Source organism: Streptomyces triculaminicus (genome assembly GCF_017349075.1).
GTDB classification, from domain to species: domain Bacteria; phylum Actinomycetota; class Actinomycetes; order Streptomycetales; family Streptomycetaceae; genus Streptomyces; species Streptomyces triculaminicus.
The window spans coordinates 191,058-206,561 of sequence record NZ_JAFMOF010000001.1 but is presented as its reverse complement, the minus strand read 5'-3'; the positions used below and the strand labels follow the sequence as shown (position 1 = coordinate 206,561).

Annotated in this window: 12 protein-coding genes and 2 pseudogenes; 8 read left to right on the top strand and 6 right to left on the bottom strand. The window is 69.6% G+C overall.

The window, feature by feature from the left end; genetic code table 11:
• Window positions 1-99: 99 nt before the first annotated feature.
• Window positions 100-1,950 (bottom strand): glycoside hydrolase family 15 protein, encoded by a 1,851-nt coding sequence (locus tag J1792_RS01060; RefSeq protein ID WP_086574520.1) that lies wholly within the window; start codon window positions 1,948-1,950, stop codon window positions 100-102.
• An 85-nt stretch (window positions 1,951-2,035) separates the two neighbouring features.
• Window positions 2,036-2,422 (bottom strand): hypothetical protein, encoded by a 387-nt coding sequence (locus J1792_RS01055; protein WP_086574518.1) that lies wholly within the window; start codon window positions 2,420-2,422, stop codon window positions 2,036-2,038.
• Between the two features lie 371 nt (window positions 2,423-2,793).
• Between J1792_RS01055 and J1792_RS01050 the strand changes: the two genes are divergently transcribed.
• From J1792_RS01050 to J1792_RS01035, 4 genes are all read left to right on the top strand, one after another.
• Window positions 2,794-3,186 (top strand): VOC family protein, encoded by a 393-nt coding sequence (locus tag J1792_RS01050; protein WP_086574516.1) that lies wholly within the window; start codon window positions 2,794-2,796, stop codon window positions 3,184-3,186.
• Between the two features lie 174 nt (window positions 3,187-3,360).
• A complete protein-coding gene (locus J1792_RS01045; RefSeq protein WP_307842863.1) occupies window positions 3,361-4,185 on the top strand; it encodes a DMT family transporter in 825 nt (274 codons plus the stop codon).
• Between the two features lie 243 nt (window positions 4,186-4,428).
• On the top strand, window positions 4,429-4,800 hold the full coding sequence (locus J1792_RS01040) for a VOC family protein (protein ID WP_086568567.1): 372 nt from the start codon (window positions 4,429-4,431) through the stop codon (window positions 4,798-4,800).
• A 49-nt stretch (window positions 4,801-4,849) separates the two neighbouring features.
• A complete protein-coding gene (locus J1792_RS01035) occupies window positions 4,850-6,529 on the top strand; it encodes a bifunctional 3'-5' exonuclease/DNA polymerase (protein WP_207246456.1) in 1,680 nt (559 codons plus the stop codon).
• On the opposite strand, the gene J1792_RS01030 is transcribed toward J1792_RS01035, so the two are convergent.
• Window positions 6,508-8,052: an AMP-binding protein gene (locus tag J1792_RS01030; protein ID WP_207247057.1), complete on the bottom strand. Its 1,545-nt coding sequence runs from the start codon at window positions 8,050-8,052 to the stop codon at window positions 6,508-6,510. The two genes, J1792_RS01035 and J1792_RS01030, sit on opposite strands and share 22 nt — an antisense overlap.
• 243 nt (window positions 8,053-8,295) lie before the next feature.
• Between J1792_RS01030 and J1792_RS01025 the strand changes: the two genes are divergently transcribed.
• The gene (locus tag J1792_RS01025) at window positions 8,296-8,463 is read left to right on the top strand and encodes a hypothetical protein (protein WP_207246455.1); all 168 of its coding nucleotides are present in this window, start codon (window positions 8,296-8,298) and stop codon (window positions 8,461-8,463) included.
• A 184-nt stretch (window positions 8,464-8,647) separates the two neighbouring features.
• On the opposite strand, the pseudogene J1792_RS33835 reads toward J1792_RS01025, so the two are convergent.
• Window positions 8,648-8,967: pseudogene (locus tag J1792_RS33835) on the bottom strand (cation transporter dimerization domain-containing protein); the annotation flags it as partial.
• A gap of 405 nt (window positions 8,968-9,372) precedes the next feature.
• The gene (locus J1792_RS01015) at window positions 9,373-11,979 is read right to left on the bottom strand and encodes a glycosyl hydrolase family 28-related protein (protein WP_207246451.1); all 2,607 of its coding nucleotides are present in this window, start codon (window positions 11,977-11,979) and stop codon (window positions 9,373-9,375) included.
• Window positions 11,980-12,586: 607 nt separating this feature from the next.
• Here J1792_RS01015 and J1792_RS01010 point away from each other — a divergent pair.
• The 3 genes and pseudogenes from J1792_RS01010 to J1792_RS01000 all read left to right on the top strand — a co-directional run bounded on the left by J1792_RS01010 (window position 12,587) and on the right by J1792_RS01000 (window position 14,729).
• Complete coding sequence (locus tag J1792_RS01010; RefSeq protein ID WP_086568576.1) at window positions 12,587-13,276, top strand: recombinase family protein; 690 nt, start codon at window positions 12,587-12,589, stop codon at window positions 13,274-13,276.
• Between the two features lie 112 nt (window positions 13,277-13,388).
• Window positions 13,389-13,725: pseudogene (locus J1792_RS01005) on the top strand (RidA family protein).
• 38 nt (window positions 13,726-13,763) lie between these two features.
• On the top strand, window positions 13,764-14,729 hold the full coding sequence (locus J1792_RS01000) for an LLM class F420-dependent oxidoreductase (protein ID WP_086568578.1): 966 nt from the start codon (window positions 13,764-13,766) through the stop codon (window positions 14,727-14,729).
• A 42-nt stretch (window positions 14,730-14,771) separates the two neighbouring features.
• Here the strand turns inward: J1792_RS01000 and J1792_RS00995 are convergent, their stop codons facing one another.
• A complete protein-coding gene (locus J1792_RS00995) occupies window positions 14,772-15,479 on the bottom strand; it encodes a UdgX family uracil-DNA binding protein (RefSeq protein WP_086568605.1) in 708 nt (235 codons plus the stop codon).
• Between the last annotated feature and the right edge of the window lie 25 nt (window positions 15,480-15,504).

The following is a 15,504-nucleotide window of genomic DNA, read 5'->3' as shown; positions in this document are numbered from 1 at the left end:
GTACGCGGGAGATGCTCCGCCTTGCGATGTACCGCACCGGACGCCGCGGGGCCCGCACCGACCCATCGGACAGGCCCTAGGACGTACCCGCCGGCGCCCTCACGCCGTGCGGCACTGCCGGGCCGACACGGCGCGGTGGGAGGTGACGGCCCGGTCGAGGTTGGTCGCGGCGCTGATCAGCGCGAGGTGGGTGAAGGCCTGGGGGAAGTTGCCGAGGGCCTCGCCCGCGGGGCCGATCTCCTCGGCGTACAGCCCGAGGTGGTTGGCATGCGTGATCATCTTCTCGAAGATGTAGCGCGCCTCGCCGACCCGGCCCGCCCGGGCGAGGGCCTCGACGTACCAGAAGGAGCACAGGTTGAACGTCCCCTCCCGGTCGGGGAGGCCGTCCGTGCCGTCGGCCTCGTAGCGGTGGACGAGGCTGTCGCTCACCAGCATGCCCTCCAGTCGGCGCACGGTGGACAGGAACCGCGGGTCGGACGGTCCGGCGAACTTCACCAGCGGCATGATCAGGAGCGAGGCGTCCATCGTGGAGCCGTCCGCGTACTGGGTGTACGCGCCCAGGTCCGGCGCGTAGCACCGGTCCTGGACGAACCGGTAGGCGGCCGCGGCCGTGTCGCGCCAGCGCTCGACGGGGGCCGGCATGCCGCGGTGGCGGGCGATGCGCATCGCCCGCTCGAAGGCGACCCAGGTCATCAGCGCGGAGTAGGTGAAGCGCCGGCGGCCGCCGCGGGTCTCCCAGATGCCGTCGTCGGGCTCCTCCCAGTGCTTCTCCAGCCAGTCGAGCTGCCGGCTGAGGGCCTCCCACAGTTCGTAGGAGATGGGCTCGCCGTGCTTGTTGTAGAGGTAGACCGAGTCCATCAGCTCGCCGTGGATGTCGAGCTGCAGCTGCCGGGAGGCGGCGTTGCCGATGCGCACCGGCCGGGAACCGCGGTACCCGCACAGGTTCTCCAGGATCGTCTCCGGCAGGTCGGGCCGGCCGTCGATGCCGTAGAGCACCTGCAGTCCCGTGTCCGGCGGGGCCTCGACGCAGCGCCGGTGGAGCCAGTCGGTGAACGCGGCGGCCTCCTCCGTGAACCCCAGCCGCATCAGCGCGTACAGCGTGAAGGCCGCGTCGCGGACCCAGGTGTAGCGGTAGTCCCAGTTCCGGCCGCCGCCGAGCGACTCGGGCAGGGAGGTGGTCGGTGCCGCGACGAGGGCGCCGGTGGGCTGGTGGACGAGGAGCTTGAGGACGAGGGCCGAGCGTTCGACCGCCTCGCGGTAGCGCCCCTGGTAGCCGGACCGGCGCAGCCAGCCGTCCCAGTAGCGCAGCGTGTCGTCCAGCAGCCGTGACGCCTCCTCGGCGTCGATGGGCCGGATCTCGCCGCCCCACTGGGCGGCCAGCACCAGGGTCTGGCCCTGCTCGAGCACGACGGTCGCCGTCGCGGCGCCGTCCTCGGCGCGCAGCGGCACGGACGAGCGCAGCACCAGCGCGCCGGCCGGTCCGCTGAAGACGGCGCCGACGCCCTCGACCACGGTGACCTCGTGCGGCGCCCTGGCGTAGTCGAACGCCGGGCGGCAGGACACCTCCACGACCGCGCTCCCGCGCACCATCCGCACCTGCCGGATGATCTGCCGGACGTCCGAGGGCGGGTAGAGGGGATGGTCGGGCACCATGAAGTCGTACAGCTCGGCGACGGCGCGCTGCCCGAGGAAGCGGGTCAGCAGCACATTGGAGTCCGGCAGGTACATCTGTTTGGTCCGCTCGACCTCGCGCACCCGCACCGAGAACGCGCCGCCGCGCCCCGCGTCGAGCAGCGAGCCGAAGACCGACGGAGCGTCGAACCGCGGCAGGCAGCACCAGTCGATCGTGCCGTCGACCCCCACGAGCGCCACGGTGTGGAGATCACCGATGACGCCGTGGTCCTCGATCGGCAGATAGTCCCCCGTCCGGCCCCCGGTGTCGTGCTTCATGGCCGGTCCCCTCTCGGCGGGACACGCGATACCTCCCGTTATACCTCCGCGGCCGCGAAGGGGCCCGCGCGGGGCGGCCCCCGCGCTAGCCGGCGGGCCGGGACGTCAGCCGGAGGCGGGCCTCCAGTTCGTGCTCGCCGGGGACCGTGCCCTGGTCCTCGACGGAGAAGGCCTCCGCCAGCTCCTCCTTGACCTGGCGCACGGGGTCGGCGGCGCCGAACAGGTCGACGGTCACCGCCCCGCCCAGGGTCTGGCCGGCGGCCCGCGGAGGGCGGCGGGTGCGCGCGTCGACGACCAGGCACCACACCGTGGCGGCGGCGGCCCCCGGGCGCGCGGGGCGGCTCTCGGTGGGCGACGGGCCGGCGCCCTCGGGGAACGCCTCCTCCAGGACGCCGAAGACCACGCCCGCGTCGTCGTCGGCGCACCCGGTCAGGTGAACGCTGACGTGGTCCGCGCTCTCGGCACCGCTCATCACCGTGCTCCTCTGCCGTCGGCTCTCCTTCCCGACGGTACGAGCAGCGGCCCGCCCCGGCGCGGCGGCGCGGCCATCCGTGCGGCGAGCGCGGGGGAGGGGGCGCGCCGCCCCGCCGGCCATACGGCGCCGTACGGTCGTTCGTACGCATGTACAGCGAGGGGCCATCACCCCTTCGGGAGGCGCCACTTCGCGGTCGTCAGGAGGGTGCACCCCTTCGTTGTACGGGCGTTGCTCCGCCGGGCCCGCCGACGGCCGGACCAGGCGCGGGAGTCGAAAGGGGCAGGACTATGATTTCGATTCGGCATCGAACGTCGTCGCCGGCCCGGTGAGGCGCGCCAGGTGCCGCGAGACGCTCTTGGAGGCACCCCGTGTCGATCGAGCTGAACCACACCATCGTCCTCTCCCGTGACAAGCACGAGTCCGCCCGGTTCCTGGCGGACATCCTGGGCCTGGAGGCCGGAGCCCCCTTCGGACCGTTCGTCCCCGTCGCGACCGGCAACGGCGTCACCCTCGACTTCATGACCGTCGACGAGGGCGAGGAATTCACCCCCCAGCACTACGCCTTCCTGGTGTCGGAGGAGGAGTTCGACGGGATCTTCGAACGGATCCTGCGGGCCGGGATCGACTACTGGGCCGATCCGACCCGGAAGGTCCCGCGCCAGATCAACCACAACGCCGGCGGCCGCGGCGTGTACTTCACCGACCCGGGCGGTCACTACCTGGAGGTGCTGACCCGGCCGTTCGGCGGCGGCGCGCGCTAGTCGGACATCCGGGCGGACGGCCGCCCTCCGTCAAGGACTCAAAGGGATTCTTTGAGGACTTGACGGAATTCATTATTCGACTTATAGCGCGATTCTCGGTAGCTTCGGCGGAGTCCGAAGAGGCCGCATTCCGGCCCTCTTCCGCATCCGAAACCGAAGGCGGTGTGTGCGTTGGTGGCCGAGCGCCGAACGGCGGCTCCCTGGAAGTTCATGGCCGCCACAGCGATCCTGTGGGGCTCCGCGTTTCCCGCGATCCGCGTCGCACTGGAGGACTACCCGCCGACGGCCATGGCCGTCCTGCGCCTGACCTTCGCGGTCCTCTTCCTGCTCCCGTTCCTGTTCACCGGCCGCATCAGCCGCCTGAGCCGGGGCGACATCCCGCGCATGGCCGCGTTCGGACTGTCCGGGATGACGGCCTACCAGCTGCTGCTCTACGCCGGCGAACGGCACGTCGAGGGCGGCACGGCCGCCATGCTCGTCGCCACCTCGCCGGTCTTCGCCACCGCCCTGGGTATGCTCGTCCTGCGCGAACGCCCCGGCGCCTGGGGTGTCGCCGGCCTCCTGGTGGCCCTGGGCGGCGCCCTGGTCGTCGCGACGGCGAGCGGCGACGGCGGCGGCTCGTGGACGGGCATGGCGATGATCGTGCTGGCCGCCGCCGCCCAGGCCACGTCCTTCATCCTCCAAAAGCCCCTGCTGCGCCGCTACTCGGGCATGGACTGCATCTTCTACGGCAGCCTCTTCGGCCTCCTCCCGCTGCTCGCCTTCGCCCCCGAGGCGGCCGGGCACCTGGTGACCGCCGGCTGGCAGCAGAGCGCCGCCGTGATCTGGCTCGGGCTCGGCTGCACCGTCCTCGCCTTCTGCACCTGGTCGCGCGTGCTCGGCGCCGCCACCGCGTCGACGAGCTCCCTCGTCCTGTACGCCGTGCCGGTCGCCGCGCTGGCCCTGGACGCCCTGCTGCTGGGCTCCCTGCCGGCCCCCTGGCCGGCCTGGGCGGCCTGATCGTGCTGGCAGGCGTCGGCATAGCCGCCGTCCGCCGCCCCCGGCCCGCCCGGCCCCCACGCCGGCCCCGGAACCGGAACCGGCCGTGGCCGACGACGTGGCGAAGGACCGCATTCCCGCGTCCGTCTGAACCGACCCCGCTTGCCCGCACCGGCCGGATGACCCGCACAGGGTCATCCGGCCGTTCGGCTGTCCGGGCGACGGGGTGCATCGGGCGTCCGGCCGCGCGGAAGGCAGTAGGGCATGTTCGAGAACACCAACGCGTTCAGCGGGTTCGCCGTGAAGGACGTCGGGCAGGCCAGGAGCTTCTACGGCGAGACGCTCGGGGTGGCGGTGTCCGGGCAGGACGGCCTGATGTGGCTGAACTTCCCCGGCGGCACCAAGGTGCTCATCTATCCCAAGCCCGACCACAAGCCCGCGAACTGTACGATCCTCAACTTCCCCGTGCCCGACATCGAGGCGGCCGTCGACGAGCTCGGGCGGCGCGGGGTGACCTTCGAGCGCTACCCCGGCATGGACGCCGACGAGAAGGGCATCTTCCGCGGCGGCGGCCCGCTGATCGCCTGGTTCACCGACCCCTCCGGCAACATCCTGTCCGTCCTGCAGGAGGACTGACCGGCCCGCTCGCGCCGCACTGTCAGACCCTGGTGCGACACTCCCCTACGTGAGATGGGCAGTGGCGGATGCGGGCGACCAGGGCGTACGGCTCTGCCCGGTCGACGGTGACGGGCGGGCCGCCGGGCCCGTGGAGACGGCGCCGGACCTGGCCGCGGCGGTGCGGGCGCGGCCCGGCGTCGAGCGCTGGGTGTGGGCCTCCACGGCGCCGGCGTACGGCCGGCTGCTCGCGGCCGGCGTGCGCGTCGAGCGGTGCTACGACGTCGAGGCCGCCGAGGCCCTGATCGTCGGGCACGAGGAGGGCCAGTCGGGCCAGCCGCGCTCGCTCGCCGCGGCCTGGGCCCGGCTGCGCGGGCTGCCGGTGCCCAAGGACCCGCCGGTGCGGGCGGCCGGCGCCCAGCCCTCGCTCTTCGAGCCGGGCCCGGTGCCGCTGCCGCCGGGGACCGACGGCCTTCAGGCACTGCTGGAGGTGTACGAATCCCAGCTCGCCCGTACGGGCCGGACCGCCCACCCCGGCCGGATGCGGCTGCTGACCGCCGCCGAGTCGGCGGGCATGCTGGTCGCGGCCGAGATGGGCCGGGCGGGGCTGCCGTGGCGGGCGGACGTGCACCGCGACCTGCTCCACGAACTGCTGGGCGAGCGCTACCCCGGCGGCCAGGAGACACGGCGGCTGGCCGAGCTCGCCGACGAGGTCTCGCGCGCCTTCGGCGACGGCGTGCGCGTACGCCCCGATCTGCCCGCCGACGTCGTACGGGCCTTCGCCCGTGAGGGCATCGCCCTGTCCTCCACCCGCGCCGGGGAGCTGCGCCGGATCGACCACCCGGCCGTCCCGCCGCTGCTGGAGCACAAGAAGCTCTACCGCCTCCACACCGCCCACGGCTGGTCCTGGCTGCAGGCCTGGGTGCGCGACGGACGCTTCCGGCCCGAGTATCTGCCCGGCGGCACGGTCTCGGGGCGGTGGACCACCAACGGCGGCGGCGCGCTGCAGATCCCCCGGGTGATCCGGCGGGCGGTCGTCGCCGATCCCGGCTGGACGCTGGTCGTCGCCGACGCCGACCAGATGGAGCCCCGCGTCCTGGCCGCCGTCTCGCGCGACCCCGGGCTGATGGACGTCGCGGGCAGCGGCCGCGACCTGTACGCGGACCTCGCCGAGCGCGCCTTCGCCGGCGACCGCGAGCGGGCCAAGCTCGCCATGCTGGGGGCGATCTACGGCCAGACCTCGGGCGACGGCCTCAAGCACATGGCGGACCTGCGCCGCCGCTTCCCCCGGGCGGTGGCCTACGTCGACGACGCGGCGCGCGCGGGCGAGGAGGGCCGCCTCGTGCGGACCTGGCTGGGCCGCACCTGCCCGCCCTCGTCCACCGCCGTCCACGACGAGGCCGGCATCCCGCAGGAGGACGCCCAGGACGTGCCCGCCCACGGCAGCACGGCCGGCGCCCGGGCCCGCGGCCGCTTCACCCGCAACTTCGTGGTCCAGGGCAGCGCGGCCGACTGGGCGCTGATCGTGCTCGCCGCGGTGCGGCAGTCGATCGCCGGCCTGCGCGCCGAGCTGGTCTTCTTCCAACATGACGAGGTGATCGTTCACTGCCCCCGCGAAGAGGCGCCGGTGGTGGCCGAGGCGATCCGCACGGCGGGGGACCGCGCCGGGCGCATCGCCTTCGGCGACACGCCCGTGCGGTTCCCCTTCACGACGGCCGTCGTGAAGTGTTACGCGGAGGCCAAGGCGTAACGTTTCGCCGCGGCCCGGCGCAGCTCGGCCTTGTCCGGCTTGCCGGCCTCGGTGAGCGGCAGCGCGTCGGCCAAGGTGATGGACGCCGGCTCGTACATCGCCCCGCGCTCCCTGCGCACCAGCTCCCGCAGCTCCGCCTCGCCGACGCCGCCGTCCGGGCCGGCCACGACCACCGCGTGCACTTGCTCCATGCGGTCGGCGTCCCGGACGCCGAAGACGGCGCTCTGCAGGACGCGGGGGTGGGAGTTGAGGAGGTCCTCGAGCTCGGAGGTGTAGACGTGGCCGCCCACCACGATGATCATGTCCTTGAGCCGGTCGACGACCGTCAGGAAGCCCTCGTCGTTCAGCAGGCCCACGTCACCGGTGTGCAGCCAGCCGTCGCGCAGCACCTCGGCGGTCAGCTCCGGCTGCTTCCAGTACCCCTGCATGATGTGCGGCGAGCGCACGCAGATCTCGCCGTGCTCCCCGCGCGGCAGCGCCCGCCCGGACTCGTCGCGGATCTCCACCTCGACGTGGGGCAGCACCTGCCCCGCGGTCCTCAGCAGCTCCGGCCGCCGCTCCGGGTCGTGCTGATCGGGCATCAGCATGCTGATGCCGCCCACCTCGCTCTGCCCGTAGAACTGCAGGAGCACGGGCCCGAAGCGGCGTACCGCGTCGGCCAGCCGGGCGGGGGAGGCCTGGCAGCCCCCGTACACCAGCGAGCGCAGGCTGGAGGTGTCGGTGGTCGCCGCGTCCGGGTGGTCCATGAGGCGGTAGAGCAGCGGAGGCAGCAGGAACAGGTCGGTGACGCGCTCCCGCTCGACGGCGGCGAGCACGGCGGCGGGGTCGAAGTCCTCCTGCAGCACCACGCTGCCGCCCGCCCCCAGGGTGAGGTCGGTGAACATGCCCCCGACGTGGGCGACCGTGGTGCATACCAGCTGCCGGCGCACATGCTCGCCCTGCAGCGCCCGGATGTCGCTCACCTGGTCGAACGTGGTGCAGATGCCCTTGGGGTGCCCGGTCGTCCCGCCGGTGTGGCGGATGGTGCACACGTCGTCCGGCCGTGCCTCGCCGGGCACGGGCTCGTCCGACAGCCCGGCGGCCGCCGCCAGCAGGTCCTCGCCCGCGGGGGCGGGGCCGAGCGTGAGGACGCTCGCGACCGGCGCCTGCGCCGTCACCTCGGCGGCGCGGTCGGCGTAGCGGGGGTCGACGATCAGGGCGCGCGTCTCGACGTCCCGCACGATGGCGACCTGGGCCTCGGCCGAAAGCTTGTTGTAGAGGTGGTTCACGCGGCAGCCGAGGAGGTGGGCGGCGTAGCGGACGGCGATGACCTCGGGCAGGTTGCCGCCCAGCAGGCTCACCGTCGTGCCGCGCCCGAGGCCCCGCTCCTTCAGGGCGCGCGCCAGACGGTGCACCAGAGCGCGGAACTCGCCCGCGCTGACGCGCCGCTCGCCGTGGAGTAACACCTCCCGCTCGGGAGCGTCGTTCAGATGGTCGAGGATCTGCTCCGCGTAGCTGCGGAAGGGAGGCTGGGCGGCGTGCATGTGCGGCTCCTGGCGAACGGTCATATGGTTACCTTGGGCAATCATATGAAGGATGTCGCTCCGCGATCAACGCGTCAGAATGGGTCAATGCACCAGCAGACGCAACTCACCCACATAGGGGTTCCGGTAAGAACGCTGTCACCAGCCGCAAACGGCGGTGATCTTGCGGGACGTCACCCGTGTGGGTGAGTCCGGGGCCGTAGGGCTGCGGTGGGTGAAGCTCTGCGAGGACGATCGGCGATCGTGGCCCGTACTCCGTTGGACCTGGACGAACTCGTCGAGCACTGGACGCTGTTGAAGGACGAGCAGGCGCTTGTGTCCGGCAAGCGCGGTGCGACGCGACTGGGCTTCGCCGTGCTAGCGAACCGGAGTGGGCCGCACTTCTCACACCCGCCGACCGACGTGGCCTGACCCCGCTGTTCTGGTCCCACATCCGCCCGTACGGGGAGGTAAACCTCGACATGGACACCCGCCTGAACCTCACTGCGGGCTCGACGGTTCCCCGCCCTCGTACCGCTGCGGCCGTCGAGCAGCCGGTGCTGAGCCCCAGGGATCCGTGAGTGCCCGATTCCTGAACCTGGAGGGTTGCCGGGGTTCATACCTCGGTGTGGTGGGCGAGCGCGGCGTCTGGTTTGCCGTGGCCCTCGGTCTGAACGGTGTGGCCAGTGGCGGCAGTCGGCCGGGGGACGGCGTGGATGAGGCATGTTCGGCGGCGACCGCGAGTTCGTAGGCCTGGACCACGGTGAGCTGCGGGCAACAACGATGTCGGCTTCGGCGCGCAGTGTGTGGCCGATCCATGCGCATGCGGACCTGTCCGACGTCTCGGGCACCGTCGACATCGCGAAGGGCGGGCTCTGCCGTGACGACCAGATCGGGGTCGACGGAGCCCATCAGGCGCCGGTACACCTCATGGGCTCCTCGAACGGCGCGGGAGCCTCGTGCGTTGCAGCCAGCTTCCCCCCAAACGCCTCGGCCGACCAAACGCTCGACCGCCACCCCGTCCGCCGCCTGATGCGGAGAGCCTTCTCGTGTATTGGTGCGGCCTGCCCACAACCGCCCGCCATACGCGTAGCGAAGCCCTGAGAGGCGGCACTGACCCTGCCGGCCTGCTCAGCCGTGGAAAGTTATGCGTCCCTGCACGGTGTCATACCGTCACGACGCGCGTGTGCTCACATAGTTGGCGACAAGTCATGCTGGAACACGCTCCGCCTTCGAAGTGCCACCGGCCCGCTGTGCCATCAACGTCCACCACGCTCAGCTCACTCAATGGCGGAGTCGATGATATGCGGCATCCCCGGTGTCAGCTCCGTCCGCCTCCGCTTACTCTCCCAACAGGTGCGCCGCTCTCAGCTTGGCAAGAAGTGCGTTGAAATCAGCCTTCAGATGGTCAATATCCAACGCGTGCGAGTCCGGCTGATCTGGCACGCACTGTGGAATCGCCTCAAGGAACTTTTTGTTTCCGGGAGCTTCCAAGTCATTGAGCGTCTCCCACTCTAGGCAATTATCCTCAGTCGTATCACCAACAGTTTGGCTCCAGGGCTGCGGCTGACTTTGACCGGAGATGTTGAGGTGCGGGTCCAATGGGCCACCGACCTTGTACGCTTTCAGTCGATACAAGAAGCCATTGGCGGGCGTCGGGGGCAGCGGCTTGACGGTTTGCCCTATATAGTAGTGCGTGCTGGGAGCCCAGATAGAAGCCGCTTTCCCCCTTCCACACGCAGCCTTCACCGCCCACCCGATCGGGCCCTCGCGCTCCGCATCTCTAAGGCCATTGAGGATCAGATCACCCGGGCGGTAGAAGTTTGAGCTACCCGCAAGGGTATCGAAGGGATTTCCGCTATAAACAACACAGATTCGCCGCTCACCGTTATTATCAGGTCTTCCAATCCAGGCTTCCGGAAGCATCAGCGCGCCGGGGCGCGGACCGTTTGCGTACGCGGTTTGATAGTACGTAGGGAAAGTCTGGCCCTTACTCAGAAGGGACGTTTCAATCCTGCCGATACGAGGGTCATTAGAATCCCGAGATACCTGGACTTGGGTACGGAAGAGTGAATCCCCGTCGACGGGTTGCAACTTGCCGTCCACCATCATGGACTGAATATCCTGAATGATCGTGGCATCCACATTATTTCCGAGGGTGTTGGACGTTACGACCGAAGGCGGGCATGGGCCCAAGCATTCCCATGTCACACCGCCATCTTTTGTGCCATCCTGTGTCAGGCCCCCGAACGTTGGGACCTCCGTGAACCATTCATGAGGCATACCGGTCGGGTTTGCCGAACTAGCTCCGAGAGTATGCCCGCCGACTTTTGCTTCAAATAGGTATCCCAGCGCCTTTGGGGTTGGTTGGTCTGGTGCGGGTGGGGGCGGCGTTACCTGCTCGCCCCTATCTATATCGATCCCACCGGTGACGGCCCGATAATATTGCACTTTGGAAGAGTTATTTAGCACTTTCAGAGCAGAGGGTCCAGATCCTCCTCTGACGGCGCCATAGCCCCAGTACGTTGAGTCCGGGGTGATGTCCATGTCCCCTCCGACTACAGCGATATGCCCTCCCTTGAATACCGCTGGTGCATCCCCTTCGGCATAGCAACCGACATATACAGAGAACGCGCCATCGCTTTCGGAGTTGATGTTTCGGTGCTGGTTTGCTTCGGTGTGACACGAAACAAAGGTGCAGCCGAGGTACGAAGCATCATGAATTCCATCACGCCCGTTATCTGTGGCAGAGACGTTCATGAACAGCATGGTATTTGCATTATCCTTACCCTCGCTGCCGATGTCGAGCCCATGCTGACCATTGCCAAAGATAAGGCAATCGCGTATCTGTGTGAGGTTGGCATTAACTAGCGGCTTAAAGCCAGGCGGATAGCTTGCGTATATCGTTATTCCGTTACGCCTGAAGCCAGCGACCCGCACCTGCTCGATCCACGGGCCGTGCGCCATAACTCGTACGCCATCCATCTGCGGAACCTGATAGAGCGGGGGCGTGGGGGTGCCCCTCCTTTGTGAGGGTTTCGACTCGAGGGTGAACTGGCGAAGCACAGCATAGTCAGCACGACCGCGATCGGGCAGGTCGGTATAATAGCCCGTCAGGGCAATTGCGCAATAAACGGTCTCTCCGGCGCCTACTCCGACTTTACCGATACTGCCTCCGATACCTGGAGTGATTGGAGGAGGGGGTTCAAGGGGATTGGTCCTGGTGGAGAGGTTGAAATCTCCGCTTGCGACATCTGCGATTATTCGGGAAGTTCCTCTGAAGCCAAGGCCGGCTCCCTCCAGAATGCAACCGTTCGAGACGACAAGAGGCTTCGTAATCAGGTAGTCGCCCGGAGGAAGGTAGACGACTTTGCCGTCGGACAACGGGTCATAATCCGGCATCGTTCCGAGTCGCATTGCGCAGTCCAGGGCATCTTGGAGCGCGTCCGTGTCGTCGGTCTTTCCATCCCCTGCCGCTCCGAAGTCGAGCACGTTCAGCCGCGTGTCGCGGCGGGGCCGGATTGTCACCATGCCCGAGGCGTCACAGTCACCGATCCAGTTCGGAGCGCTGATGCAGACTTTTGCTTTTGTCGGATCGTTTTTGCGCACGCGCACGGCGTTAGCCCGCACGAGTTTTCCCGAACTGTTGACGCCAACCGCGCCAGGCTTTCCGGGGCCTAGGCCGCCTGCAACAACGCCGCCTATTTGAACATCGACCTTCGCCTTGGCGGCCGCCGTCTGCAGAGCAATCCCAAAGAACGGAAGGGTGTGCAGCGTCTGCAACGTCTCGTCGCTGGGTGGGTTGTTGCTCAGCGGGACAGCAGGGGCGACTGCAGGGCTGACGGCGGTGGTCGGTGATCCGGGGGTGGTCGGTGACTGGGTGATGCGGACCGCCTGGCCGGCTGTGACCTTCTCGGCGGCTTGCATGGTGACGATGACGATGTCCATGGGAACTTCTCTTCCGTTGAGACTTCGTTGGCAAACGCAGGTCCAGGGAACACGTCAGTTCCGGGAGCGGCCTCAGGGGAGGCCGGGCGATGGTCCGCGCTAATCAGCGCCAGAGGTATCACTGAATCCTTTATGGGCGCCGCCTCTAAGGGTAGGCGTGCCAAGCCGTCTCGGCGATTTGAGATCACGCACCACTGCCCTGGTCTGGCACCGCGAAGGGCGATGTCAACGCGCCCGTACGCGACGCCCTTATTTCCATGAACTCAGGCCCCCTCTTCCACGTCCCGGCTCGGCGCGTCCGGCCAGTTCGACTCGAAGACGGTGCAGGCTCTCGCCGCAGGGCTTCGACAGAGGTGCTCGATGTTCGGTTCGTAATCACATGAGTCCGAGCAGGGGTGAGCGGCCGGCGGGCATCGCGGGCATTGCCCTGAAGGGCGGAAGCCGTGGCGGTCTTGCGCGTCTTGCTCATCAATCGACCGATTGATGAGCAAGATCGGTAAGTGGCGGCGCGTGACCGGATCGACGCCGGATCATGCCCATAAAACGGTGTCAGAAAGTCGATGTGCGCAAGAACTTGAGGGGCACCCTTTTCTGTACGATCTGGCAGGTGCAGCCACCCCAGGATGACGACGCCGCCGATCTCCTCGCCCCCGCTCCGGCCGTCCGGACCGGCGGCCTCGTGGGATACGCACGCGTGTCCACCAAGGGGCAGCTGCTCGACCGGCAGATCCACGCTCTCACCGAAGCGGGATGCATCCGGATCTTCGCCGACAAGAAGTCCGGCAAGAACGCCGAACGCGAGGAGCTGTGGAAGGCCCTCGACTTCCTGCGCGAGGGCGACACGCTCGTCGTCCCGTCGATGGACCGGCTCGGCCGCTCCATCCAGGACCTCATCGCGATCGTGTCCGGCCTGCGCAAGCGCGGCATCGGGTTCACCTCGCTGCACGAGGCGCTCGACACGACCACACCCGGCGGGCGCCTGGTCTTCCACGTGTTCGCGGCCCTGGCGGAGTTCATCCGCGAACTCATCGTGCAGGGCACCAACGAGGGCCTGGACGCCGCCCGCGCCCGCGGCGCCCGGCTCGGCCGCCCGCCGGCGATGACCGAGGAGCAGGTACGTCACGCCCGCGACCTACTCGCCCGCCCGGGGAACACCGTCACCTCGATCGCCAAGCTCCTCGGCGTCTCCCGCAACACCATCTACAACTACGTGCCCGAACTCAAGGGTGGTCGCCTCGCGCTCGCTGAGGCGACCAACACGGCGGAACTGCCCCGGCCCTCCAGGTCAGAGGACTGACCACCGCCGTTTGCGGCTGGTGACAGCGTTCTTACCGGCACCCCAGATACCCGCCCCCGAGGGCGTCGCCCCCGCCACCGGATACAGCCACGTGGTGACGGGGTCCGGCCGCATGGTGGCGGTCTCCGGCCAGGTGGCCCTCGACGAGCACGGCGAGGTCGTCGGCGCGGGGGACACGACGGCGCAGGCCCGGCAGGTCTTCACGAACCTCGGGCGCTGCCTCGCCGCGGCCGGCGCCTCCTTCGCCGACGTCATCAAGCTCACCTACTACGTACTACGTCACCGACATCGCCCAGCTGCCCGCCATCCGCGTGGTGCGGGACGAGTTCCTCGACGCCGAGCGGCTGCCCGCCAGCTCGGCCGTCCAGGTGGTGGCGCTCTTCCGCCCCGAACTATTGCTGGAGGTCGAGGCGTTCGCGCTCGTCGAAGCGGGTGGTATCGCCCCCTGAGCCGGGTTTCCTTCCGACGGCCGGGGAAACCGCATCGTATGGTGCGAATCGGCTACACGATGATGACCGAGCAGGCGGGCCCCCGGGAACTCGTCGGCCATGTGGTGGGAGCGGAGGAGGCGGGCTTCGACTTCTCCGTCACCTCGGACCACTACTTCCCCTGGCTGGCCTCCCAGGGCCACGCGCCGAACGCGTGGGCCGTCCTGGGCGCCGCCGCCCAGGCCACGTCGCGGATCCCGCTCATGACCTATGTGACCTGCCCGACCGTCCGCTACCACCCGGTCCTCGTCGCCCAGCAGGCGGCCACGCTCCAGCTGCTGTCGGGCGGACGGTTCCGGCTCGGGCTGGGATCGGGCGAGAACCTCAACGAACACGTCGTCGGCGGCGGCTGGCCCGCCGTCAGCGTCCGCCACGAGATGCTCGCTGAGGCCGTCGGCATCATCCAGGCCCTCTTCGACGGCCGTACGCTCAACCACCGCGGCCCGCACTACGACGTCGAGCACGCCAGACTCTGGGACCTGCCCGACGAACCCCCGCCCATCGGCATCGCCGTCTCGGGCGAGGACTCCTGCCGGCTCGCCGGCCGGCTGGCCGACCTCGTCATCGCCGTCGAGCCCAAGAAGGAGCTGCTGGAGTCCTTCGACCGGCACGGCGGAGCGGGCAAGCCCCGCGTCGGGCAGCTGCCCGTCTGCTACGACCCCGACCGCGACGCCGCGCTCGACCGTGCCCACGACCAGTTCCGCTGGTCGGGACTGGGCTGGCCGGTCAACGCCGAGCTGCCCACCGACGTCTCCTTCGAAGCCGCGACCCGGTACGTCACCAAGGAGCAGGTGGCCGAGTCCATCCCCTGCGGCGCGAAGACGGAGGACTTCGTCGACGCCGTACGCGAGTACGCCGACGCCGGGTTCACCGAGATCGCCCTCGTCCAGATCGGCGGCGACCACCAGGCCGGCTATCTGCGCTGGGCGGAGAAGGAGCTCCTGCCCGCGCTGCGCGAACTCTGACCCACCGGGCCCCGCCCCCGTTGTCCGACGGGGGCGGCCGGGTCAGTCCAGCAGCCGCGCGGCGACCCGCAGATCGGACACCAGGCCCGCGTACGCCTCCTCCCGCGCCGCGGCGTCCGAGCGCAGCACGGCCGAGGGATGGATGGTCGCCACCAGCAGCCCCCCGCCCCCGCCGTTCCCCTCGCCGTCTTCGTCACCGCCGCCGTTCAGCGAGGGCAGCGGCAGCGCCACGCCCCGCTCGTGGCTCACCCGGAACGACGATCCCATCAGCGACTTGCCGGCCGTGGCGCCCAGCGCGACCACCACCTCGGGGTCCAGCAGCCGCAGCTCCGCGGCCAGCCAGGGCCGGCACGCGCCGATCTCGCGCAGGCCCGGCGCCTTGTGGATGCGGCGTTTGCCGCGCACGGCCTGCTCGAACTTGAAGTGCTTGACGGCGTTGGTGATGTACGCGTCGGCCGGATCGATGCCGGACTCGTCGAGCGCGCGCATCAGCACACCCCCCGCGGGGCCCACGAACGGCCGGCCCCGCCGGTCCTCCTGGTCGCCCGGCTGCTCGCCCACGAGCACCACGCGCGCCGACGGCTCTCCCGCGCCGAACACCGTCTGCGTCGCCTCGCGGAACAGCGGACAACCCTTGCAGTCCGCCGCGGCCTTCCGCAGCGCGTCGAGCCCGGCCCCCGAGGGCACGAACGGGCTCGCGTCGTAGGCGGAGTCGGTGCCGCGCGCACCGCCGCGAACCGAGTCGCCCACGAGGACCACCTCCGTGCCATCACCG